This is a genomic window from Sphingosinicella flava, from assembly GCF_016025255.1.
Lineage (GTDB): Bacteria > Pseudomonadota > Alphaproteobacteria > Sphingomonadales > Sphingomonadaceae > Allosphingosinicella > Allosphingosinicella flava.
This window is the reverse complement of the sequence record NZ_CP065592.1, coordinates 1,349,609-1,371,561: the sequence shown is the minus strand read 5'-3', so window position 1 is coordinate 1,371,561 and position 21,953 is coordinate 1,349,609. Positions and strand designations below refer to the sequence as shown.

Annotated in this window: 22 protein-coding genes; 17 read left to right on the top strand and 5 right to left on the bottom strand. The window is 64.1% G+C overall.

Features of this window, described 5'->3' with window-relative positions:
* Window positions 1–87 precede the first annotated feature (87 nt).
* The 5 genes from IC614_RS07125 (at window position 88) to IC614_RS07105 (ending at window position 7,955) form a co-directional block, all read left to right on the top strand.
* Window positions 88–1,041 carry an ArsR/SmtB family transcription factor gene (locus IC614_RS07125; RefSeq protein ID WP_200970671.1) on the top strand — a complete coding sequence of 318 codons (954 nt, stop codon included), beginning with the start codon at window positions 88–90 and terminating at the stop codon, window positions 1,039–1,041.
* Window positions 1,038–1,955 (top strand): methylenetetrahydrofolate reductase, encoded by a 918-nt coding sequence (metF, locus tag IC614_RS07120; RefSeq protein WP_200970670.1) that lies wholly within the window; start codon window positions 1,038–1,040, stop codon window positions 1,953–1,955. Before IC614_RS07125 ends, metF begins: the two co-directional genes overlap by 4 nt.
* Window positions 1,956–2,094: 139 nt before the next feature.
* Window positions 2,095–3,141 carry a homocysteine S-methyltransferase family protein gene (locus tag IC614_RS07115; RefSeq protein ID WP_200970669.1) on the top strand — a complete coding sequence of 349 codons (1,047 nt, stop codon included), beginning with the start codon at window positions 2,095–2,097 and terminating at the stop codon, window positions 3,139–3,141.
* 42 nt (window positions 3,142–3,183) lie between these two features.
* Window positions 3,184–5,784 carry a methionine synthase gene (gene metH, locus IC614_RS07110; RefSeq protein ID WP_200970668.1) on the top strand — a complete coding sequence of 867 codons (2,601 nt, stop codon included), beginning with the start codon at window positions 3,184–3,186 and terminating at the stop codon, window positions 5,782–5,784.
* A gap of 125 nt (window positions 5,785–5,909) precedes the next feature.
* Window positions 5,910–7,955, top strand: a complete 2,046-nt coding sequence (locus IC614_RS07105) for a protein-disulfide reductase DsbD family protein (RefSeq protein ID WP_200970667.1) — start codon at window positions 5,910–5,912, stop codon at window positions 7,953–7,955.
* Window positions 7,956–8,037: 82 nt separating this feature from the next.
* Here IC614_RS07105 and IC614_RS07100 read toward each other — a convergent pair whose 3' ends face one another.
* Window positions 8,038–9,681 (bottom strand): amidohydrolase, encoded by a 1,644-nt coding sequence (locus IC614_RS07100; protein ID WP_200970666.1) that lies wholly within the window; start codon window positions 9,679–9,681, stop codon window positions 8,038–8,040.
* Window positions 9,678–10,547, bottom strand: a complete 870-nt coding sequence (locus tag IC614_RS07095) for an NAD(P)-dependent oxidoreductase (RefSeq protein ID WP_200970665.1) — start codon at window positions 10,545–10,547, stop codon at window positions 9,678–9,680. The genes IC614_RS07100 and IC614_RS07095 overlap by 4 nt, the downstream gene beginning before the upstream one ends.
* Window positions 10,548–10,603: 56 nt before the next feature.
* Here IC614_RS07095 and IC614_RS07090 point away from each other — a divergent pair, with 56 nt between their 5' ends.
* Window positions 10,604–11,833 carry a threonine ammonia-lyase gene (locus tag IC614_RS07090; protein ID WP_200970664.1) on the top strand — a complete coding sequence of 410 codons (1,230 nt, stop codon included), beginning with the start codon at window positions 10,604–10,606 and terminating at the stop codon, window positions 11,831–11,833.
* 140 nt (window positions 11,834–11,973) lie between these two features.
* Window positions 11,974–12,732, top strand: coding sequence for an arginyltransferase (locus tag IC614_RS07085; RefSeq protein WP_200970663.1), 759 nt, complete (start codon window positions 11,974–11,976; stop codon window positions 12,730–12,732).
* Between the two features lie 58 nt (window positions 12,733–12,790).
* Here the strand turns inward: IC614_RS07085 and IC614_RS07080 are convergent, their stop codons facing one another.
* Both IC614_RS07080 and ctrA read right to left on the bottom strand, forming a co-directional pair.
* Complete coding sequence (locus IC614_RS07080) at window positions 12,791–13,561, bottom strand: peptidase (protein WP_200970662.1); 771 nt, start codon at window positions 13,559–13,561, stop codon at window positions 12,791–12,793.
* A 78-nt stretch (window positions 13,562–13,639) separates the two neighbouring features.
* Window positions 13,640–14,350 carry a response regulator transcription factor CtrA gene (gene ctrA, locus IC614_RS07075; protein WP_200970661.1) on the bottom strand — a complete coding sequence of 237 codons (711 nt, stop codon included), beginning with the start codon at window positions 14,348–14,350 and terminating at the stop codon, window positions 13,640–13,642.
* Between the two features lie 169 nt (window positions 14,351–14,519).
* Here ctrA and IC614_RS07070 point away from each other — a divergent pair, with 169 nt between their 5' ends.
* The 3 genes from IC614_RS07070 to IC614_RS07060 are packed head-to-tail and all read left to right on the top strand — an operon-like array spanning window position 14,520 to window position 16,067.
* Window positions 14,520–15,176, top strand: coding sequence for an RluA family pseudouridine synthase (locus tag IC614_RS07070; RefSeq protein ID WP_404829116.1), 657 nt, complete (start codon window positions 14,520–14,522; stop codon window positions 15,174–15,176).
* Window positions 15,163–15,576, top strand: coding sequence for an alternative ribosome rescue aminoacyl-tRNA hydrolase ArfB (arfB, locus tag IC614_RS07065; protein WP_200970659.1), 414 nt, complete (start codon window positions 15,163–15,165; stop codon window positions 15,574–15,576). The genes IC614_RS07070 and arfB overlap by 14 nt, the downstream gene beginning before the upstream one ends.
* Window positions 15,577–15,584: 8 nt before the next feature.
* Window positions 15,585–16,067, top strand: a complete 483-nt coding sequence (locus IC614_RS07060) for a GAF domain-containing protein (protein WP_200970658.1) — start codon at window positions 15,585–15,587, stop codon at window positions 16,065–16,067.
* An 80-nt stretch (window positions 16,068–16,147) separates the two neighbouring features.
* Here IC614_RS07060 and IC614_RS07055 read toward each other — a convergent pair whose 3' ends face one another.
* Window positions 16,148–16,597: a universal stress protein gene (locus IC614_RS07055; RefSeq protein ID WP_200970657.1), complete on the bottom strand. Its 450-nt coding sequence runs from the start codon at window positions 16,595–16,597 to the stop codon at window positions 16,148–16,150.
* A gap of 130 nt (window positions 16,598–16,727) precedes the next feature.
* Between IC614_RS07055 and IC614_RS07050 the strand changes: the two genes are divergently transcribed.
* The 7 genes from IC614_RS07050 (at window position 16,728) to IC614_RS07020 (ending at window position 21,948) form a co-directional block, all read left to right on the top strand.
* Entirely contained in the window at window positions 16,728–18,047 is a 1,320-nt protein-coding gene (locus IC614_RS07050; RefSeq protein ID WP_200970656.1) for a pyruvate dehydrogenase complex dihydrolipoamide acetyltransferase, read from the top strand.
* Between the two features lie 2 nt (window positions 18,048–18,049).
* Complete coding sequence (locus tag IC614_RS07045) at window positions 18,050–18,451, top strand: hypothetical protein (protein ID WP_207791098.1); 402 nt, start codon at window positions 18,050–18,052, stop codon at window positions 18,449–18,451.
* Window positions 18,444–18,854, top strand: a complete 411-nt coding sequence (locus tag IC614_RS07040) for an acyl-CoA thioesterase (protein ID WP_200970654.1) — start codon at window positions 18,444–18,446, stop codon at window positions 18,852–18,854. Before IC614_RS07045 ends, IC614_RS07040 begins: the two co-directional genes overlap by 8 nt.
* Window positions 18,851–19,237: a hypothetical protein gene (locus IC614_RS07035; protein WP_200970653.1), complete on the top strand. Its 387-nt coding sequence runs from the start codon at window positions 18,851–18,853 to the stop codon at window positions 19,235–19,237. The genes IC614_RS07040 and IC614_RS07035 overlap by 4 nt, the downstream gene beginning before the upstream one ends.
* A gap of 26 nt (window positions 19,238–19,263) precedes the next feature.
* Entirely contained in the window at window positions 19,264–20,661 is a 1,398-nt protein-coding gene (lpdA, locus tag IC614_RS07030) for a dihydrolipoyl dehydrogenase (protein WP_200970652.1), read from the top strand.
* Window positions 20,662–20,765: 104 nt separating this feature from the next.
* The gene (locus tag IC614_RS07025) at window positions 20,766–21,383 is read left to right on the top strand and encodes a DUF4142 domain-containing protein (protein WP_200970651.1); all 618 of its coding nucleotides are present in this window, start codon (window positions 20,766–20,768) and stop codon (window positions 21,381–21,383) included.
* Between the two features lie 163 nt (window positions 21,384–21,546).
* On the top strand, window positions 21,547–21,948 hold the full coding sequence (locus IC614_RS07020) for a cupin domain-containing protein (RefSeq protein ID WP_200970650.1): 402 nt from the start codon (window positions 21,547–21,549) through the stop codon (window positions 21,946–21,948).
* The last annotated feature ends 5 nt before the right edge of the window (window positions 21,949–21,953 follow it).

The window sequence follows — 21,953 nt, the reverse complement described above, 5'->3', positions numbered from 1 at the left end:
TCCATAGCTTTGTCTACCGACAAGGTTGTAAAAGATCGGGCCAGCCTGCCTTGACCAGCATATAAAGATATCTTTATATCCGCAAATATGGCTGATACCCCAGAGATATTCCGTGCATTGGGCGATCCGACGCGGCTTCGCATCCTCGCCTTGCTGCGCGCCATGGAATTGTCGGTCGGCGAAGTCGCGCAGGTCTTGGGGCAAAGCCAGCCGCGCGTTTCGCGCCATGTGAAGATCCTGATCGATTCGGGGCTGGTCGAGCGGCGCAAGGAAGGAAGCTGGGTCTTCCTGAGCCTTGGCGAGCGCGCCCGGCTCGATCCCCTGTTCGGCACGCTCGATGCCTGGACCGCGATCGACGGTGCCGATCCGTGGGCGATCGCCGATGCCGCCCGGCTCGCGGCGGTCCGCGCCGACCGAACCGCCGCGGCCGAACGCTATTTCGCCGTCCATGCCGCGAACTGGGACGAAATCCGCTCGCTCCATATTCCCGAAAGCGAAGTGGAAGCCGCCATCGGCCGTGCGCTTGGCGGCGGCACGATCGGCCGCCTGATCGACATCGGCACCGGCACGGGCCGAATGCTGGAGCTGTTCGCGCCCGGCGCCGACAGCGCGGTTGGCATCGACCGGTCACCCGAAATGCTGCGGCTCGCGCGGGCGAAGCTCGGCAATGCGGGCCTATCCGCCGACCTGAGGCAAGGCGACATGTATGCCCTGCCGCTGCCATCCGAATCGGCGGACACGATCATCATCCACCAGGTGCTCCATTATGCGCAGCAGCCCGCGGCGGCGGTTGCAGAGGCAGCGCGCCTCTTGTCGGCGGGCGGGCGCCTGGTCGTCGTCGATTTCGCGCCGCATGAGCGCGAGGAACTGCGGACAAGCGACGCGCACACCCGCTTGGGATTCGCGGACGCGACGATGCTGAAATATATGGATGCGGCGGGGCTCGATGGCCGGGTCGTCGAGCATCTGGAAGGCGGCGCGCTGACCGTGACCGTTTGGATCGGCGAGCGGTCGCGCCGTCGCCTGAAGGCCGTCGCATGAGCCCGGCCGCGCCCGCTTTCGCCCATAACGGCAAGCCCCTGTTCGAGGATGTCCAGGGCGACATCCAGGTGTCGTTCGAATTCTTCCCGCCCAAGACGGAGAAGATGGAAGAGACGCTGTGGGAGTCGGTGAAGACCCTGGAGCCTTTGGGGCCGCGCTTCGTCTCCGTTACTTATGGCGCGGGGGGATCGACCCGGGCGCGGACCCACGCGACGGTGGAACGGATCGCCAAGGAAACGAGGCTCGCCGCAGCCGCGCACCTCACCTGCGTCGAGGCGAGCCGGGCGGAGATCGAGGAAATCGCCCGCGATTATTGGGCGGCTGGCGTCCGCCATATCGTCGCCCTGCGCGGCGATGCGCCGGAAGCGGGCAAGGCGTTCCAGCCGCACCCTGACGGTTATGCCAATGCCGCCGATCTGGTCGCGGGCCTGAAAGCCATTGCGCCGTTCGAGATTTCGGTCGCGGCCTATCCCGAATGCCATCCGGATTCCGCGGACAAGAGCGCCGACCTCGACAATCTCAAGCGCAAGATCGACGCGGGCGCGGACCGGGCCATCACGCAATTCTTCTTCTCGCCCGAATGCTTCTTCCGCTTCCGCGACGATGCCGCGGCGGCGGGCATCGCCGCGGAGATCGTGCCGGGCATCCTGCCGGTGTCGAACGTCGCCCAGACGCGCAAGTTCGCGGGCATGTGCGGAGCGAGCATCCCGATCTGGATGGACCGGTTGTTCGAAGGGCTCGACAATTTGCCCGCCGCGCGCCAGCTCGTCGCCGCCACGGTGGCGGCGGAATTGTGCGGCCAGCTTTACGCGGGCGGCGTCCGGCATTTCCATTTCTACACCCTCAACCGGGCCGAGCTGTCCTACGCCATCTGCCACCTGCTCGGCCTGCGTCCGGCGGAGTTTGCAGCATGAGTGCAACTTTCCAGATCCTCCCCGGTACGGGGAGGTGGCAGGCGCAGCCTGACGGAGGGGCTGGCGAGATGGATGGGGCGGTGCGACCCCTCCACCATGCCTCGCATGGTCCCCCTCCCCGTGCCGGGGAGGATTTGCAATGAGCGCGCGGGAACGGCTGATCGCGGCGGCGCGGGAGCGCATCCTGCTGACCGACGGCGCCTTCGGGACGCAAATCCAAAGCTACGGCCTGGACGAAGCCGCCTATCGCGGCAGCCTGGATTTGCCCCGCGACCAGAAGGGCAATAACGACATCCTCGCGATTACCCGGCCAGGGGTGGTGGACGAGATCACCCGCGCCTATCTCACCGCCGGATCGGACATCGTGTCGACCAACACGTTCAGTGCCAACCGGATCAGCCAGGCCGATTATGCCGCCGAACATCTGGCGCGCGAGATCAACGTGCAATCCGCGCGCATCGCACGGACGGCGGCGGACGAAGCGGAGACGGCGGACGGGCGTCCGCGCTTCGTCGCGGGCGCGATCGGGCCGACCAACAAGACCCTCTCGCTTTCGCCGGACGTGAACGATCCCGGATATCGCGAGGTCGATTTCGACGAGATGAAGCAGGTCTATCGCGAACAGGCCGAGGGTCTGATCGAGGGCGGCGCCGACTTCATCCTGATCGAAACCATTTTCGACACGCTGAATGCCAAGGCGGGGATCGTGGCCGCGCAGGAGGCGTCGGAAGCCATGGGCAAGGATGTGCCGCTGATGATCTCCATGACCATCACCGACCTGTCCGGCCGCAACCTGTCGGGCCACACGGTCGAGGCCTTTTGGAATGCGGTGCGGCATGCCCGGCCCGTGACGATCGGGCTCAATTGCTCGTTCGGCGCGCAGCAGCTTCGTCCGCACGTGCAGACGCTGGCGCGAACCGCCGATGCCCTGCTGATGGCTTATCCCAATGCGGGGCTTCCCAACGAGCTCGGCGAGTATGACGAGCTGCCCGACATCACGGCCTCGCTTGTCGGCGAATGGGCCGAGCAGGGCCTCGTCAACATCCTCGGCGGCTGCTGTGGGTCGACTCCAGCCCATATCGCGGCCATCGCCAAGGTGGTGAAAGGCCTGCCGCCGCGCACTTTGCCGGATCCTCCCGTGGTGACTCGACTGGCTGGCTTGGAAGCGATGAATCTGGCCGCTTGACCTTCCATACCCGCGCGACACGAACGGATTATTGTTTTCCAGATGACCCAGCTTAGCTCCACCTTCGTCAATATCGGCGAGCGCACGAACGTCACCGGATCGGCCAAGTTCAAGAAATTGATCATGGCGGGCGATTATGCCGCTGCCGTGGAAGTGGCGCGCCAGCAGGTTGAGAATGGCGCGCAGGTGATCGACATCAATATGGACGAAGGCTTGCTCGACGCCGAAGCGGCGATGACGACCTTCCTGAAGCTGATCGCCGCCGAGCCGGACATCGCCCGCGTGCCGTTCATGATCGACAGCTCCAAATGGAGCGTGATCGAGGCGGGCCTCAAATGCGTGTCGGGCAAGCCGATCGTCAATTCGATCAGCCTGAAGGAAGGGGAGGAAGAGTTCCTCGCCCATGCCCGCAAGGTCATGGCCTATGGCGCCGCCGTGGTCGTCATGGCCTTTGACGAAACAGGCCAGGCCGATACGAAGCATCGCAAGGTCGAGATTTGCGAACGGGCCTACAATTTGCTCGTCGCCAACGATTTTCCGCCCGAGGACATCATCTTCGATCCCAACATCTTCGCCGTCGCGACGGGGATCGAGGAGCATCGCACCTATGCGGTCGATTTCATCGAGGCGTGCAAGGAAATCCGCAAGCGCTGCCCCCACGCCCATATTTCGGGCGGCCTGTCGAACCTCAGCTTCTCGTTCCGGGGCAACGAGCCGGTGCGCCGCGCGATGCACTCGGTCTTCCTCTACCACGCCATTCCGGCCGGCCTCGACATGGCCATCGTCAATGCCGGGCAGCTGGACGTCTATGACACGATCGATCCGGAGCTTCGCGAGGCGTGCGAGGATGTGATCCTCGACCGGCGTGACGATGCGACCGAGCGGCTGGTGACGCTTGCCGAGAAGTATCTCGGCTCCGATCCCGCCAAGGAAAAGGAAGCCGCCGAATGGCGCGGCTGGCCGGTCGAAAAGCGGTTGGAACATGCGCTCGTCAAGGGCATCGACGCCTTCGTCGTCGAGGATGCCGAGGAAGCGCGCCAGCAGGCCGCCCGGCCGATCGAAGTGATCGAAGGGCCGTTGATGGACGGCATGAACGTCGTTGGCGACCTGTTCGGATCGGGCAAGATGTTCCTGCCCCAGGTCGTCAAATCAGCCCGCGTCATGAAGAAGGCGGTCGCCCATCTCATCCCCTTCATCGAGGAGGAAAAGGAGCGGACCGGCGCCGCGCAGGGCAAGGGCAAGGTCGTGATGGCGACCGTCAAAGGCGACGTGCACGATATCGGCAAGAACATCGTCGGCGTTGTCCTGCAGTGCAACGGCTTCGAGATCGTCGACCTTGGCGTCATGGTGCCATGGCAGGACATCCTGAAGGCCGCCGACGATCACAATGCCGACATGATCGGCCTCAGCGGCCTCATCACCCCTTCGCTGGACGAAATGGTGACCGTCGCGACCGAGATGCAGCGCCAGGGCATGACCCGGCCGCTCCTGATCGGCGGCGCGACGACCAGCAAGGTGCATACGGCGTTGAAGATCGATCCGGCTTATGACGGCCCGGTGATCCATGTCCTCGACGCCAGCCGCGCCGTGGGCGTCGCTTCGACCCTCGTGTCCGACACGCAGCGCCATCCTTTCGTCGAGAAGACCGCCGCCGATTACCTTCAAGTCCGCGAAACGCGCGCCAATAAGGGCCAGAACGAGCTCGCGACCTTGGGCGAGGCACGCGCCAACGGCTTTCCCTACGATCCTTCCGGCAAGGCGCCGCCGCCCAAGCGGCCCGGCGTCCAGCATTTCCGGGACTGGCCGATCCGCGAGCTGCGTTCGGTGATCGACTGGACGCCCTTCTTCCGCGCCTGGGAGCTGGCGGGCACCTATCCCGCGATCCTCGACGACGCGGTGGTGGGCGAGAGCGCCCGCGCGCTGTTCGAGGACGCGCAGGCAATGCTCGATAGGATCATCGCCGAACATTGGCTTCACGCCAATGCCACGGTGGGATTGTGGCGCTGCCGCCGGGAAGGGGACGACGTCTACGTCCTTGCTAGCAACGAGGAAACGAAGCTCCCCTTCCTTCGCCAGCAGGTGAAGAAGCGGGAGGGCCGCGCCAATATGTGTCTCGCCGACTTCATCGATCCCGATGACGAGGACTGGATCGGCGGCTTCACTGTCGGCATTCACGGCATCGAGCCGCATCTGGAGCGGTTCAAGGCGCAGAATGACGATTATTCGGACATTCTCCTGAAAGCGCTTGCCGACCGGCTTGCCGAAGCCTTGGCGGAATTGCTGCACGCGCAGGTGCGGAACAGCATCTGGGGCTATGCGGACGAACATTTCACCAACGAGCAGCTGATCCGCGAAACCTATACCGGCATTCGCCCCGCGCCCGGCTATCCGGCCTGTCCCGATCACAGCCTGAAGCCGGTGCTGTTCGACATGTTGGGCGGCGATCCGGCGGGCGGCGTGACGCTGACCGAAAGTTTCGCGATGCTGCCGACCTCCGCCGTGTCGGGCTTCTATTTCGGGCACAAGGACAGCCAATATTTCGGCGTTGCCCGCATCGGTCCGGATCAGCTGGAAGATTATGCCGCGCGGCGCGGCGTGTCGCTAGAGCAGGCGGAACGCTGGCTCCGGCCGAACCTGGATTGAACCCGTTCGGATCACGGAGCCGGATGGCCGCCTGTTCCGGCAGGGCCGTCATTCATTCGCCGGGGGCTAGATCAGCAGGCCTTGCGCCATGCTATAGGAGCCGCGGGAATCGACAGGGAGCTTTGATGGCCGCGATCTTATACAGGCTGGTATTGGCCCTGTTGCTTGGCTTCGGGCACGCAGGCGCTGCGCATGCGGGCGGCAACAATATCCAGGTCTCGCTTCTTCCGGGCGCGGCCCGGGCGCCGCAAGGCGGCACCCTCCCCATCGCCTTTGTGATGCGGCCGAAACCCGGCTGGCACGGTTATTGGCAAAATCCCGGCGATGCGGGCACCGAGGCGAAGGTTGAATGGGTCTTGCCGGACGGCGTGAGCGCCGGACCGCTGCGTTATCCAGTGCCCGGCCGCCTCGTCGTGTCCGGCATCATGAATTACGTCTTCGAGAAGGATTATGCCCTGCTCGCGGACGTGAAAATCGCGGGCAATATCGCCCCGGGGACGCGGCTGCCCTTGAAGGCGAAGCTGGATTACCTGGCCTGCACGGACAAGATTTGCGTTCCGGAAAGCGCCGAGGTGTCGGCCCAGGTCGTGGTGGGCCCGGCGGGGGGGACAACCGTGCTTGACGCCCGCTTCGATGCGTTCGAAGCGGCGATGCCGAAGCCATTACGCGCCAATGGGCAATTCGTTGTCGAAAATGGACGCGTCCGCATCGGAGTGCCCCTGCCCGCCGCCGCGCAGGTGGTGGATCCTTATTTCTTTCCGCTCGATCCCGGCAGTCTCGACCATGGCGCGGTCCAGACAACAAGCCGGAACGATGACCTGCTCATCGTGGAGACCAAGGCGGGGCCCGGCGCGGCGAAACTGGGGAAGATCGGCGGGCTTCTCAAAACCGGCGCGGGGCAGGGGCTACTGCTGACCGCCACTCCAGGCCCCGTGCCGCCGGTTGGAGAACCGATCGGCCTCACCGGCAAGGGAGGGGCGAGCGGGATCGGCACGATCCTCGCGGCCTTGGGCGGCGCGATCCTCGGCGGGCTCATCCTCAACATCATGCCCTGCGTATTTCCGATTCTCAGCCTCAAGGCATTGAGCCTCGCCCGGTCCGGCGAGGACGAGGCGCGGGCGCGGCATGAAGCGCTGGCTTATGCGGCGGGAGCGGTATTGGTCTGTCTTGCGCTCGGCGGCCTGATCCTCGCCTTGCGGGCGAGCGGCGTGGCGGCTGGCTGGGCCTTTCAATTGCAGGATCCGCGAGTCATCCTGGTTCTGCTGCTGCTCGTCACCGCGATCGCGCTCAACCTCGCAGGCTTGTTCGATCTGCCCTCGATCGTCGCGGGGGATCGGCTGACGCGCAAGACGGGGAATGCCGGGGCTTTCTGGACCGGCGCCCTCGCGGCCTTCGTCTCAACGCCGTGCACCGGTCCGTTCATGGGCGCGGCGATCGGCGCTGCCCTGGTTCTGCCTGCCGCCGCCGCGCTGGCGGTGTTCGGCGGACTCGGCTTCGGGCTGGCCTTGCCCTTCCTGCTACTCGGTTTCGTGCCCGCGCTCCGGCGGCGGCTGCCAAAACCGGGGCCATGGATGGCGGGCTTCCGCCGTTTCCTGTCCCTGCCGATGTTCGCCACCGCCTTCGGCCTTATCTGGATCTTGGGACAGCAGACCGGCACCGACGGCATGACGACCGGCATCGGCGTCGCACTCGTCCTTGGCCTCTCTCTTTGGTGGTCGGCGAACCGGCGGCGGCGCGGCTATGCGCTCGTCGCCCTGCTGCCCGCTGCGATCGCCGCCACCGCCGCCATCCTCTACCTGCCAATCGCGCCCCCCGCGCAGGCCCAGGCAAGGAGGTTGCTCAATGCCGAGCCGTTCGACGAAGCACGCCTTGCCGCGTTGCGGACGGAGGGCCGGCCGGTTTTCCTCTATTTCACCGCCGACTGGTGCATCACCTGCAAGGCGAATGAAAAGACCGCGCTGAACCGCGACGAAGTGGCCAATGCCTTCGCGGCGAAGAACGTCGTGGTGATGGTTGGCGACTGGACGCGCGGCGATCCGAAGATCGGGCGTTTCCTGGAACGGCATGGCCGGTCCGGCGTGCCGCTCTACCTCTATTACGCGCCTGGCAAGCCCCCGGAAATCCTGCCGCAGATACTGACGGTAGGGCGGTTGACCGGCTTGGGTTCCTGATTGTGTTCCTGCGAAGGCAGGAACCCAGCGGCGCGGAATATTTCACCTGGGCTCCTGCTTTCGCAGGAGCACGAGGACCAGGTTACTTTCGTTCCCACACCTTCTTGCCGGCGACCCAGGTTTCGAGAACCTGGGTGTCGCGGATCTGGGCGGGGGTGATCGTGCCGAACAGGTCGCGGTCGATGAAGATGAAGTCGGCCATGCGGCCTTTCTCCAGCGTGCCGAGCCGATCCTCCGCGAAACTCGCATAGGCCGCGCCGCGGGTGAAGGCGTCGAAGGCCTCGACCATGCTCACCTTTTGCTGGGGCAGCCAACCGCCGGGCGGGTTGCCGCTCGGATCCTCGCGGCTGACGGCGGCGGCGAGGCCCATGAAGGGATTGGGATGCTCGACCGGGAAGTCGGAGCCGAAGGCGAGTGGCACCTTGTTGTCCAGCATCGAGCGCCAGGCATAGGCACCGCCCAAACGGTCGAGACCCATGCGCGCTTCGGCCATGCGCCAGTCCGAGGTTTCGTGCACCGGCTGCATCGACGCGATGATGCCGTGGCGGGCGAAGCGGGCGAGGTCGGCGGGGTCGACGATCTGGGCATGCTCGATCCGCCAGCGCCGGTCGCCGGTATAGGTTTCCGACAATTCCTCGATCGCCGACAACAGCTGGGCGTTGGCGCCGTCGCCGATGGCGTGGACGGCGACCTGGAAGCCGTCCATCGCGGCGCGGCTCATCAAATTCTTGAGCTCCGCATCGCTGTGAAAAGCCAGGCCGCGCTGGCCCGGCATGTCGTGATAATCCTGCTTCAGATAAGCGCCGCGCGATCCGAGCGCGCCGTCGCTATAGAGCTTCATGCCCGCCATGCGCAGCTTGTTGCCGTAGAGCCAAGGCGTGGGCCCGGTCCCCGCGATTTCGAGCAGCGGTTCGACGCCCGCGCTGTAGGCGAGGACGCGCACGTCGAGCGCGCCCCGGTCGCCCGCGCGGCGGATGGTCAGCCAGTCGGCGGTCTGCGTGCCCATGTCGGCGACGGTGGTCAGCCCCTGGGACAGCATGATCTCTTGCGCCTTCAGCAGCGCCTGGTCGAGATTGCGGGGAAGGGGCGCTGGGATGATGCGCTGAACGAGCGGCATCGCCGCGTCGACGAAGATTCCGGACGGCTGCTTGCCCGTCATTTCGATACGGCCGCCCCCGGGCGCCTTGGTGCTCGCGTCGATCCCCGCTTCCTTCATGGCGAGGCTGTTTGCCCATCCGGCGTGGCCGTCGACGCGTTCCAGCCAGACCGGACGGTTGGCGACCACCGCGTCGAGTTCAGCGGCGGTCGGGAAGCGGCCGAGGCCCCAGCTTTCCTGGTTCCAGCCGCGCCCGATGATCCAGCGCGGGCTTGGGTTGGCGGCGGCATAAGCGGCGATCTTCGCCTGCGCCTCGGCCAGGGAGCGAGTGCCGCTAAGGTCGAGTTGCAGCGCCATCTGGCCAAGGCCGATGAAATGACCGTGCGCGTCGATCAGGCCGGGGACGAGCGTGCGGCCCTTGCCGTCGGTGAGGAAATCGGTGCGCGGTCTCTTGTCCTTCTTGTCGAGCAATTTCTCGACCTTGCCGTCATCGCCCACGACGAGACCGGTAAAGCGGACGAGTTCGCCCTTCTGGTTGAGCGTATAACCGTTCACATTGTCGATCAGCACGTCGGCCGTCGCCGCCTGCGCGCAAAGCAGGGCCGCGAGCCCCCCCAACAGTTTCTTCATGATTTCCGGAGCCTTTTGATCAGCGAGGATGTGTCGAACCGCCCGCCGCCCATGGCCTGAACGTCCGCATAGAATTGATCGATAAGGGCCGTGACGGGAAGCGTCGCGCCGTTCGCGCGCCCTTCCTCCAACGTCAGTCCCAAATCCTTGCGCATCCAATCGACCGCGAAGCCGAAGTCGAACCTGTCCTCGCTCATCGTCTGCCAGCGATTGACCATCTGCCAGCTTTGTGCCGATCCGCCGGAAATCGCTTCGAACACCTTAGCGGTATCGAGCGCCGCCTGCTCGGCGAAGTGAAGCGCCTCGGCCGCGCCCTGCACCGCGCCCGCAATGGCGATCTGGTTCGCCATCTTGGCGAGCTGTCCGTGGCCGTCCGGCCCGACATGGACGATGCGGGCGCCATAAGCGCGCATGACCGGTTCGGCCGACGCGAAGGCGATGTCGGTGCCGCCGCACATGATCGCGAGCTGGCCGTTCTCGGCGCCCGCCTGGCCGCCCGAAACCGGCGCGTCGAGACAGAGAATGTCCCGGCCCCGGCCTTCGTCGGCGATGCGGCGCGCGATGCGGGCGGACACGGTGGTGTGATCGATAAAGAGCGTGCCCGGCCGCATGTTGCGGAACGCGCCGTCCGGGCCGAGCGTCACTTCGTCCAGATCCTTGTCGGCGCCGACGCAGGAAATCACGACATCGGCATTGCCCGCCGCGGCAGCCGGGGTCGGCGCGTGACTGCCGCCATGCGCCTCGACCCATGCCCGCGCCTTTTCGGCGGTGCGATTGTAGACGGTGACCTGGTGCCCCGCCGCCGCGAGGTGCCGCGCCATCGGGGCGCCCATCACGCCCAAGCCCAAATATGCGATCCGTGCCATGGCCACCCCGCATAAGGGCAGTTTGCGCGGCGCGCCAGATGGGATAAGCGCGGGCCATGGCCAGCCTCGTTTCCCGTCAGGACTTTCCCGTCAGCCTCGCCGATATCGAGGCGGCGGCGAAGCGGATCGAAGGCGCGGTCGTGCGTACGCCGACCTTGCTGTCGAAGACGCTGTCCGACCTGACCGGTGCGACGGTCTATGTAAAATTCGAAAACCTCCAATTCACCGCCGCCTACAAGGAGCGCGGCGCGCTCAACAAATTGCTGACGATGGGGGAGACGCGGGGCGTGATCGCGGCGTCGGCCGGGAACCACGCCCAGGGGCTTGCCTATCACGCGAAACGCCTTGGCATTCCGGCCACCATCGTGATGCCGAAGCCGACGCCTACGGTGAAGGTGATGCAGACCGAAAGCCATGGCGCCGAGATCGTCCTCCACGGCGAATTGTTCGACGAGGCTTATGCCCATGCCCGGACACTGGCCGAGGAACGCTGCCTCACCTTCGTCCATCCCTTCGACGATCCGGCGATCATCGCGGGACAGGGGACGGTGGCGCTCGAAATGCTCGCCGACGCGCCGGATATCGACGCGCTGGTCGTGCCGGTTGGCGGCGGCGGCCTCATCTCCGGCATGGCGATCGCGGCGAAGGCGCTGAAGCCCGGCATCGACGTGATCGGCGCGCAGGCGGAGCTCTACCCGTCCATGTATTGCGCGATGACAGGCAAGGACATGCCCTCTGCGGGCGACACGATCGCGGAAGGGATCGCGGTCAAGAAGCCCGGCGCGATTACCTCGGCCATCATCCGTGAGGCGGTGGACGAGATGCTGCTGGTGCCCGAACGCGATATCGAGACGGCGGTGAGCCTTCTCGTCCAGATCGAGAAAACGGTGGCCGAAGGCGCGGGCGCGACCAGCTTCGCCGCCTTGCTCACCCATCCGGAGCGATTGAAGGGGCGGACCGTGGGCATCGTCCTGTCGGGCGGCAATATCGATCCGCGCCTGCTCGCGACCGTGCTGCTCCGCGACCTTGCCCGCTCGGGCCGCCTCGCGCGGCTGCGCATCGAGCTTCAGGATCGTCCCGGCGCGCTCTTCTCCGTCATCCGCCTGTTCGAGCAGCACCAGATCAATATCGTCGAAGTCTATCACCAGCGTATCTTCACGCCCTTGCCCGCGAAGGACACGTTCATCGATATCGAATGCGAGGCACGCGACGCGGCCCAGATGGAGAAGCTGATGGCGGGGCTGCGTGAGGCGGGTTTCCACGTTCACGCCGTTAAAATTCAGTAAGTTATCCGCACTCGTCGCGAAGCGCGATCTGTGCCGTCCTGGCACTGGCGGAACAGTCTAGGCGCCCGCCTCTTTTAAAGGGAGCCTGCGCGGCGCATAATGCGTTATCCCTGCAGGATCGAACCAAGGCTGGAGTCGCGGTGAGCGCACCGTTTCGTTTTCCCCGATTCTTTGTCACGACGCCCGCGCCGTGTCCCTATCTGCCGGGCAAGACCGAACGGAAGGTTTTTACCGAGCTTAGCGGGCCGAATGCGGCTGAGCTCAACGATGCGCTGGGCCGCATCGGCTTCCGGCGCAGCCAGGGCGTCGCCTACCGGCCGAGCTGCATCGATTGCGCGGCCTGCGTGTCGGTGCGCGTCGTGGCCAGCGAATTTCAGCCGAACGCCACCCAGCGCAAGCTCATCCGCCGCCATTCCGACCTGGAGGTCACCGCGTGCAAGCCGTGGACGACGGAGGAGCAATATGAACTCCTGTGCCGTTATTTGAAGGCACGGCATCCGGTTGGCGGCATGGTCGGCATGGACGAAAGCGATTTCGCCGACATGGTCGAGCAAAGCCCGGTCAAGACCTTCCTCGTCGAATATCGCGAACCGAGCGCCGACGGGCGCCCGGGCAAGCTGGTCGGCGCCTGTTTGACCGACCAGCAGGGCGACGGGCTCTCGATGATCTACAGCTTCTTCGAAACCGACGATCCCGCCCGGCAAGGCCTTGGCACCTATATCATTCTCGACCATCTGCTTCGCGCGGGCCGTGCGAAGCTGCCCTACGTCTATCTCGGCTATTGGGTCGCCGAGGCGCGGCGCATGGCGTATAAGGCGCGCTTCAAGCCGATCGAGCGCCTCGGCGCCGACGGCTGGCGCCGTTTCGAGCCCGATCAGGGCGAACTGCCGCTGAATTAAGCCAAGGCTGCTTCATCCCGGTTCTGCCCTCTTGCTTTCGTCACGTTCGTTCCGCGCGTCACGCTGAAGAGTCTGGCGCGTCGAAACCCTCCATGAAGGGCGGATTGGGTATGGCAAGGGCCGCCTTGGCGAGCGCCTGGGCCCAGTCCATCGACAGGGTATTGAAATACTCGTCGTCGGCCTGGATGCGGCGAGTGAGAAGAGGGGCGCGGGTGTCCGCAGGCAGGACGACGAGGTCGATCGGCCTTGCGACGCCGAGGTTGGAGCGCATCGTCGAATCGAAGGACAGGAAAGCGATCTTCACCGCCAGCGGCAACGGCGTCGACCAATTGACGCCGCGGTCGAGGATGGGGCGGCCATATTTGGTTTCCCCAATCTGGAAGAATGGCGATTCCGGCTGGCACTCGATGAAATTGCCGGCCGAATAGATAAGGAACAGGCGCGGCTGTTCCGTGCCGACACGCCCGCCGAGCAGCAGCGAGACATTGCTGTTGACATCCTGCCGGGAGAGTGCGGGCTCCATGATGGCGCGCACCGTTTGCACCGCTTCACCCACCAGTTGCGCCGCGCGAAACATGGACGGCACGGAATCGAGATGACGGATGCCGTCGCTGCCGTCATGGCCCGGCAATCCTTCGTCCAGCAAGCCGACGACCGATTGGGTGACTGACAAGCTGCCGGATGTCGCGGCGAAGATGTAGCGGTCGCCGCCATTGGCGAGGGTGTGGAGCTTCTTGTAGCAGGAGAAATTGTCGACGCCGGCATTGGTCCGCGTGTCGGCCATCAGCACGAGGCCGCCGTCGAGCAGCATTCCAATGCAATAGGTCATCCGCGCACGTCTCCTGACAGGGGAGAATGCCGATTGGGCCTATAGCGTTCCCGGCCGCCGCCCGGGGACGCAAGGGACTTAGGCGAGTTCGGCGACCGGAGCCGCGGCGATTTCCTCCGGATCGCGCAGCACGTAGCCGCGGCCCCAGACGGTCTCGATATAATTCTCGCCTGCGCAGGCCGAGGAGAGTTTCTTGCGGAGCTTGCAGATGAAGACGTCGATGATCTTCAGCTCCGGCTCGTCCATCCCGCCGTAAAGGTGATTGAGGAACATCTCTTTCGTCAAGGTCGTGCCCTTGCGGAGCGAAAGAAGCTCCAGCATCGCATATTCCTTGCCGGTCAAATGCACGCGGCTGCCGTCCACTTCGACCGTCTTGGCGTCGAGGTTCACGGCGAGCTTGCCGGTTTTGATCACCGACTGGCTGTGGCCCTTGGAACGGCGGACGATGGCGTGAATCCGGGCGATAAGCTCGTCGCGGTGGAAAGGCTTGGTGACGTAATCGTCGGCGCCGAAGCCCAAAGCGCGGACCTTGCTGTCCATCTCGCCGATGCCGGAGAGGATGAGGACGGGCGTGCCGACCTTCGCCGCACGGAGCTTCTTCAGCACGTCGTAACCATGCATATCCGGCAAATTGAGGTCGAGGCAGATGATGTCGTAATCGTAGAGCTTGCCGAGGTCCAAGCCCTCTTCGCCAAGGTCTGTCGTATAGACGTTGAAGCCTTCGTTATTGAGCATCAGTTCGATGCTTTTCGCCATGGTCGGTTCGTCTTCGATCAGCAGGACGCGCATAAGTTCAGCCCCAATTCTGTACCGTCACGGCACACATCGTGCGCCTGGTAACTTTCGTTAACAAGCCGATAAATGAAGTTAAAAGGTTAATTTGGTATGAAAGTTAACGGCGTCGTCATCATGTCGGCATGCGTTGCGCAGACGCCACGGTCATGGCAGGGGCTTGCCGATGTGGGCCGACAAGATCCTTTATATCGACGCCGAGGCGATCGTGCTGGACAAGCCGGCGGGTCTGGCCGTGACGCCCGGCAAGGCGGGTGGCGAGAGCCTCGAAAATTATCTCGACGCCCTGCGCTTCGGCTTCCAGCGCTTCCCCCATCCTGTCCATCGCCTCGACAAGGATACCAGCGGCTGCCTCCTTCTCTCCCGCAACCCCAAGGCGCATAAGCGGTTCGCCCAAGCCTTCGAGGCCAGGCGGGTGGAAAAGCGTTATGTCGCGATAGTGGATGGCGTGCCGCCCGGGACGGAAGGACGGATCGATCTTCCTCTCGCCAAAATCTCTTCGGCAGAGGCAGGCTGGCGCATGGTTTCTCGGGCACAGGGGCAGCCCGCCGTCACCCATTGGCGCCTTCTCACGGTGAAGGAGGGCCGTGCGCTCGTCCTGTTCAAGCCGGAAACCGGCCGCACCCATCAGCTCAGGGTGCATGCGGCCGAGGGCCTCGGCTACGCCATTTCGGGCGATCCCATATATGGCACGGGGAGGGGGCCGATGCTGCTTCATGCCCTCTCGCTCAAGGTCGAACGGGAAGGGAAGCCCGCCATCGAGGCGACGGCGCCGCTGCCGCCGACCTTCATCCAGGCCGGGTTCGGCGATGACGACCTCTGATCCCATCCCGATCCCGGATGAGGCGCTCAGCGAGACTTTTATCGCCGCGAGCGGTCCCGGCGGACAGAATGTCAACAAGGTGGCGACCGCCGTTCAATTGCGCTGCGACGTCTACAAGCTCGGCCTCCATCCCGCCGTTTATCAACGCCTGAAGGAATTGGCCGGGAGCAAGATGACGAGCGGCGGCGAGATCGTCATCACCGCCCGTACCTGGCGCACGCAGGAGGCGAACCGGGAAGAAGCCCGCGCCCGGCTGGCGGAACTCATCGCCAAGGCCCATATCCGCCAGCCCAAGCGGGTGAAGACGAAACCCACGCGGGCCGCCAAGGCGAAACGGGTGGACGAAAAGAAGAAGCGCAGCGGCGTGAAGCAGGGCCGGGGCAAGATCCGGTTCGACTAGGAGTAAAGATGTTCAATTTCGAAATCGCGGCCACGGACAAGGCGGAGCTTTACCGCCAGATCGGCGATGCCGCTGACGCGTTGACCTTAGGCGAGCCGGACGCCATCGCCAACATGGCCAATATTGCGGCTCTGCTGTGGGAGGCCATGCCGGATCTGAACTGGGCGGGCTTCTATCGCAATGTGGGGGGCGAACTCGTCCTCGGCCCCTTCCAAGGCAGGACGGCCTGCATCCGCATACCGTTTGGGAAGGGCGTATGCGGCACGGTCGCGGAAAGCCGCGAGACGCAGGTGGTGGCCGATGTCCATGCCTTTCCCGGCCATATCGCCTGCGACAGCGCATCGGCTTCGGAATTGGTCGTGCCGATCGTCCATGACGGGCGGCTGATCGGTGTGCTCGATCTCGACAGTCCCAGCCCGGCGCGCTTCGACCCGGAAGATGCGCGGGGTTGCGAGGCTCTGATCGCGCGGATCGCGGATCGGTTGATCTAGTCCATTGTGTTCCTGCGAAAGCAGGTCCAGCCGGTCCATCAGCGCCACTGGGTTCCGGCCTCCGCCGGAACACAATGTGGTTAGCTGATCCGGTCCAGCGCCTCTTCGCTGAGGCCGCCCGGCACGATCATCAGCGGGCAGGGGAGGCTCGCCGCGACATTGGAGAAATGCGCGACCAGCGGACCGGGCCCCCCGTTCGACGATGTCGCGAGGACAAGGGCGGCGACCTCCCGTTCCGCCAGCAATTCGCCGATCACCTTCACTGGATCGCCCTGACGGGTGATGACGGAGGGCTGGATCCCCGCTTCGTCCAGGATCGCGCCCGAAGCCTCCAGCACCATCGCTTCGGCGCGGAGCCGCGCCTCCTCTTCCATCGCCGCCTGCACGCCGCCCCATTGCACGAATTCGGGCGGGTCGATGAGGGCGAGGATTTCCACCGCGCTTCCGGTCCTTGCGGCGCGGCGGGCGGCGAAGCGCAAGGCCACGCGGGATTCCGCGCTATCGTCGATCACCACCAGATATGTGCGCAATGCGCCTCTCCCTTTTCCCCGGAAAGCTGCGCTATATTGGCGGTTGACGCAAGCGTTGCCCTTGACCCAAAGCCCCGACTTGCTGTTTGGACGGCGCTTGAGAAGCGCCCAAGAGGAAAGCACCGGCCTTATGCCCATCGAACTGAAGATGCCCGCTCTGTCCCCGACCATGGAGGAAGGCACGCTTGCCAAATGGCTGGTGAAGGAAGGGGACATCGTAAAGTCCGGCGATCTCCTTGCCGAGATCGAGACGGACAAGGCGACGATGGAATTCGAGGCGGTCGATGAAGGGACGATCGCCAAGCTGCTGGTTGCCGAAGGCACGGACGGCGTGAAGGTCGGCACCGTGATCGCGATGATCGCGGAAGAGGGCGAAGACGCAGGTGCTGCCGCTTCCGCTCCCGCCGCCAAGCAGCCGGTCGCGACGGATGCAGGCGAAACGGGCGCCGGTCAGCCTGCCAAGGCCCCGACTCCAGAACCGCAGGAAAAGGGCTATGGCGCCTCTCCCAAGGACGACGCGCCGCTTGTCAAGGCCCAGCCGCAGCCGGGCGCGGGCGGCGACCGCGTAAAGGCCAGCCCGCTCGCCCGCCGCATTGCCGAGCAGAAGGGCATCGATCTATCCGGCATCACCGGTTCCGGCCCGAACGGCCGGATCGTGAAGGCCGATATCGAAAATGCGGGCGGCCTTGCCCCGCGTCCAGCCGCGCCGGCCCAGGCACCCACCGCTCAGCCGCAGGCCGCGATGCCGGTTGCGGGCGACATTCCTGGCGAGGCGATCAAGCTCTCCAACATGCGCAAGACGATCGCGCGCCGCCTGACGGAATCGAAGCAGACGGTGCCGCATTTCTACCTCACCGTGGATTGCAACCTCGACGCACTGCTGAAGCTGCGCGGCGAGCTCAACAAGGGCCTGGAAGGGCGCGGCATCAAGCTGTCGGTCAACGATCTCCTGATCAAGGCGCTAGGCGTCGCGCTCACCGAAGTGCCGAACGCCAATGTCGCTTTCGCGGGCGACAACCTCATCAAGTATAGCCGCGCCGACATCTCGATGGCGGTGGCGATCGAGGGCGGGCTCATCACCCCGGTCATCACCGATGTCGCGAACAAGCCGCTGTCCAGAATCGCGCAGGAAGCCAAGGATCTCGCCTTGCGCGCCCGCGACGGCAAGCTCCAGCCCCACGAATATCAGGGCGGCACCGCCTCCATCTCCAACCTCGGCATGTACGGAATCAAGCAGTTCGATGCCGTCATCAACCCGCCCCAAGCCATGATCATGGCCGTCGGCGCGGGCGAGAAACGGCCGTACGTGGTGAATGATGCATTGTCCGTTGCCACGGTGATGACCGCCACCGGCAGCTTCGACCATCGTGCGATTGATGGTGCGGTAGGTGCCGAGCTGATGGCCGCTTTCAAGCGCCTTGTGGAAGCGCCCTTGGGGATGCTGGCTTGAATATGGCGCGCCAAATAGGAAAGGGTATTTCCTATTGGCTATTAGCCTTGGTGCTAGGATGTCTGCTCGCCAGCGTGTTGGTCGGGCTGAAAGGCGTGATCATGCACCAAGATCCAATTTACCCACTGATATTTGCAGGCTGGGCGGTAACTATCTTGATGTTCGGTACCTTGCCAGCACTTGTGATAGGAGTTCCGGCAATAATTTTCCTAAGAAAATGTGGCATTGATCGGTTGCCTGCTATCTTCGCTCTGTTACTTGGCGGTGCCGTAATAGGTGGATTGCTGATGGCCGTGACCTTCGAAGGGTTTGAGTTTCTTGCCGCCACTTCGGGCGGCTGTATTGGATTTATGTTAGGCCTGCTGTTCTTCCCCAAATCAAAATTAAAAGCCGGCAATGTCTAATCATCATGATGAAATCATGCCGCAAGGCGCGCCCGCTATCCGCGTTACCGCCATGCCCGCCGACGCAAATCCATATGGCGACATTTTCGGCGGCTGGCTTATGTCGCAGATGGACCTTGCCGCGGGCTCTGTGGCTTCGCTGCACAGCGGAGGCCGTGCGGTGACGATCGCGGTCGAGGGCATGGCCTTCCACCGCCCGGTTTTCGTTGGCGACGAAGTGTCTGTCTTTGCGCGCCTGATCGCGGTCGGCCGCACATCCATGAAGATCGACGTCGAGGCCTGGCGCCGCGGCCGCCACAGCGACGATGCCTATAAGGTAACGCAAGCGACCTTCACCTTCGTTGCCGTGGGCGAGGATCGTCAGCCACGGCGGGTTGCACCCTTGGTGGAGGCGGACGCTTGAGCACCAAACGTAAAGCAATCTTGCTGACTGTTGGTTGGTGCATTCTGATTTCAAGCGTGGGCGCCTACTTCGCGTACACCATGCCTACGACGCCAGGCGACGATGGCATGAATTATAGCGAGCGCCAGGATTTCGCATGGGCAGTGCTTGGTTTAGGCTTTGCGCTATCGTTAATTACGTGTGGCATGGCTATGGCCGCCATGTTCCTGGCGTCGCGCTATATCCGTAAAGCTGCCTGGCTCATTCCTCTTGGTCTTGCATGCAGCATAGTCGCGCTATTCCCATTCCTGGGTTTGGAAAATTCGCTCGTTCTGGGAATTGTGGCGACCTCTATTCCAAGCCTGATATTCGTCACCATCATTAGAAGACAGCTGGGCCTCTAATGGCGGCTTCATCAAAGAAGGCAAATATGTCTGAAACCTACGACCTTATCGTTCTCGGCTCCGGTCCCGGCGGCTATGTGGCCGCGATCCGGGCGAGCCAATTGGGGCTCAAGACCGCGATCGTCGAGCGGGAGTTGCTTGGCGGCATCTGCCTCAACTGGGGCTGCATCCCGACCAAGGCGCTGCTGCGTTCGGCGGAGATCTTCCATTACATGCAGCATGCCAAGGATTACGGCCTTGCCGCCGAGAAGATCAGCGCGGATCTGGAAGCGGTGGTGAAGCGCTCGCGCGGGGTGGCGAGCCAGCTCAACAAGGGCGTCACCGGCCTCATGAAAAAGAACAAGGTCGCGGTGCACATGGGCACCGGCAAGCTGACCGGGAAGGGCAAGCTGACCGTCACCGGTGAGGACGGCAAGACCACCGAGCTCCAAGCCAAGAACATCATCGTCGCGACCGGCGCCCGTGCCCGCGACCTGCCCTTTGCCAAAGCGGACGGCAACCGCGTCTGGACCTATCGCCACGCGATGACGCCGAAGGAGATGCCGACCAAGCTGCTGGTCATCGGATCGGGCGCGATCGGGATCGAATTCGCGAGCTTCTACAACGACATGGGCGCCGAGGTGACGGTCGTCGAAATGCTCGACCGCATCGTGCCGGTCGAGGACAAGGATATCAGCGCCCATCTCGAAAAGGCTCTGAAGAAGCAGGGCATGACGATCATGACCAGCGCGGGCGTCGAGAAGCTCGACGTGGGCGCGAATGGCGTGAAGGCCGCGATCAAGGGCAAGGACGGCAGAATCGTCGAGGGCGATTACAGCCACGTCATTGTCGCCATCGGCATCGTGCCGAACACCGAAAATATCGGCCTTGAAACGCTTGGCGTGAAGGCGGAGCGCGGGCACATCGTGACGGACGGCGCCTGCCGGACCAATGTCGAGGGCCTCTACGCCATCGGCGATGTGACCGCGCCGCCCTGGCTCGCGCACAAGGCCAGCCATGAAGGCGTGATCGCGGCCGAGGCGATTGCCGGCAAGCATCCGCACGCCATGGACCCGAAGAATATTCCGGGCTGCACCTATTGCCACCCGCAGATCGCCAGCGTCGGGCTCACCGAGGAGAAGGCGCGCGAGGCCGGTTACGAAGTGAAAGTCGGCAACTTCCCCTTCATCGGCAATGGCAAGGCGATCGCGCTCGGCGAGCCGGACGGCTTCATCAAGACCGTGTTCGACGCCAAGACCGGCGAATTGCTCGGTGCCCATATGATCGGCGCGGAAGTGACCGAGCTGATCCAGGGTTATACGATCGGCAAGACCGGAGAGCTCACCGAGGCGGAGCTGATGAACACCGTTTTCCCGCACCCGACCCTGTCGGAAATGATGCACGAAAGCGTGCTCGCCGCTTACGGACGCGTGCTGCACATCTGACGAGGCCGAACCGGTTTGGTGGCGGGATTTTCTCCAGCCTCCGGCCGGAACGGCGCGGCCTTTCCCTCGTTGTCGCCGGGCTACGCGATAATGGGAGAGAAGTCATGAAAATCAGGATTTTGGCCGCGACCGCCGCCTTGTGCGCGCTCGCCGCCTGTGGCGACAATGAAACGCCCGCCGCCAACGACATGGCGATGAACGACGCCATGATGGCGAACGACATGGCGATGAACGACATGGCCATGGACAATATGATGATGAACGGCAGCGCGGCCGCGGTCCCCGCCAACGGGCAGGACTATGCGGCCATGGCGGCGGCAAGCGACATGTTCGAGATTGAAAGCTCCAGGCTCGCGCAGGAAAAGGCGCAGAATGCGGACGTCAAATCCTTTGCCGCGATGCTGGTGACGGACCATCAGAAGTCGACCGCCGATCTCAAGACCGCGGCCGGACAGGCGCAGCCCGCCATCACCGTCACGCCGCAGATGAATGCCGAGCAGACCGCCAATCTCGAGGCCCTCCGCGGGGCCAGCGGCGCGGAATTCGATCGCCTCTACCTGCAGCAGCAGGTGCCCGCGCACGAAAAGGCGCTCGCCATGCTCCAGGGCTATGCGGCGAGCGGCGACGTGCCGTCCCTGAAGCAGCATGCCTCGGCGACCACCGGCCCCGTCGAAAAGCATCTCGCCCGCGCCCGCGAGCTGATGGGCAGCATGGGCCAATAAGCGGACCATCGGCGTGCAAACCAATCGGAGGGGCGGAGGTAACTCCGCCCCTTTGTCACATCACTATCCCTCATGCTTCTTGACCCACGCCGTCCCTCCACCAAATTGGCAAGGGAACGGATGGGCATCCCTGCGGTTTTGAACGGGAAAAGGAGATCAGGCGATGAAGGGTTATTGCGACGATATCGAGAAGGTCACGCTGGACAATGAGGACTTCCGCCGCGTCCTCTATACCGGCCAGCATCTCCAGCTCGTTCTCATGACCCTGCAGCCCGGCGAGGAAATCGGCGAGGAAGTCCATGAGGATCGCGACCAATTCTTCCGGATCGAGGAAGGATCGGGCGAGGTCCGCATTGACGGTGTCGCGAATAAGGTCGAGGACGATTTCGCCGTCATCGTTCCGGCCGGCGCGCGGCACAATGTCGTGAATACGGGGGACGAGCCGCTAAAGCTCTACACCCTCTACGGCCCGCCCGAGCATCGCGACGGCACCGTCCACAAGGACAAGGATCAGGCCAAGCGGGATCACGACAACGATCACTGGGATGGCGAGACGACGGAATAACCTCT

Bases quoted from the DNA above. Each gene is read 5' to 3' on its own strand.
- IC614_RS07040 (WP_200970654.1), top strand. From the start codon at position 18,444: ATGTCTAATCATCATGATGAAATCATGCCGCAAGGCGCGCCCGCTATC.
- arfB (WP_200970659.1), top strand. From the start codon at position 15,163: ATGACGACCTCTGATCCCATCCCGATCCCGGATGAGGCGCTCAGCGAG.
- lpdA (WP_200970652.1), top strand. From the start codon at position 19,264: ATGTCTGAAACCTACGACCTTATCGTTCTCGGCTCCGGTCCCGGCGGC.
- IC614_RS07045 (WP_207791098.1), top strand. From the start codon at position 18,050: ATGGCGCGCCAAATAGGAAAGGGTATTTCCTATTGGCTATTAGCCTTG.
- IC614_RS07090 (WP_200970664.1), top strand. From the start codon at position 10,604: ATGGCCAGCCTCGTTTCCCGTCAGGACTTTCCCGTCAGCCTCGCCGAT.
- IC614_RS07070 (WP_404829116.1), top strand. From the start codon at position 14,520: ATGTGGGCCGACAAGATCCTTTATATCGACGCCGAGGCGATCGTGCTG.
- IC614_RS07115 (WP_200970669.1), top strand. From the start codon at position 2,095: ATGAGCGCGCGGGAACGGCTGATCGCGGCGGCGCGGGAGCGCATCCTG.
- IC614_RS07125 (WP_200970671.1), top strand. From the start codon at position 88: ATGGCTGATACCCCAGAGATATTCCGTGCATTGGGCGATCCGACGCGG.
- IC614_RS07080 (WP_200970662.1), bottom strand. From the start codon at position 13,561: ATGACCTATTGCATTGGAATGCTGCTCGACGGCGGCCTCGTGCTGATG.
- IC614_RS07100 (WP_200970666.1), bottom strand. From the start codon at position 9,681: ATGAAGAAACTGTTGGGGGGGCTCGCGGCCCTGCTTTGCGCGCAGGCG.
- ctrA (WP_200970661.1), bottom strand. From the start codon at position 14,350: ATGCGCGTCCTGCTGATCGAAGACGAACCGACCATGGCGAAAAGCATC.
- IC614_RS07060 (WP_200970658.1), top strand. From the start codon at position 15,585: ATGTTCAATTTCGAAATCGCGGCCACGGACAAGGCGGAGCTTTACCGC.
- metH (WP_200970668.1), top strand. From the start codon at position 3,184: ATGACCCAGCTTAGCTCCACCTTCGTCAATATCGGCGAGCGCACGAAC.
- IC614_RS07050 (WP_200970656.1), top strand. From the start codon at position 16,728: ATGCCCATCGAACTGAAGATGCCCGCTCTGTCCCCGACCATGGAGGAA.
- IC614_RS07025 (WP_200970651.1), top strand. From the start codon at position 20,766: ATGAAAATCAGGATTTTGGCCGCGACCGCCGCCTTGTGCGCGCTCGCC.
- IC614_RS07095 (WP_200970665.1), bottom strand. From the start codon at position 10,547: ATGGCACGGATCGCATATTTGGGCTTGGGCGTGATGGGCGCCCCGATG.
- metF (WP_200970670.1), top strand. From the start codon at position 1,038: ATGAGCCCGGCCGCGCCCGCTTTCGCCCATAACGGCAAGCCCCTGTTC.
- IC614_RS07105 (WP_200970667.1), top strand. From the start codon at position 5,910: ATGGCCGCGATCTTATACAGGCTGGTATTGGCCCTGTTGCTTGGCTTC.
- IC614_RS07020 (WP_200970650.1), top strand. From the start codon at position 21,547: ATGAAGGGTTATTGCGACGATATCGAGAAGGTCACGCTGGACAATGAG.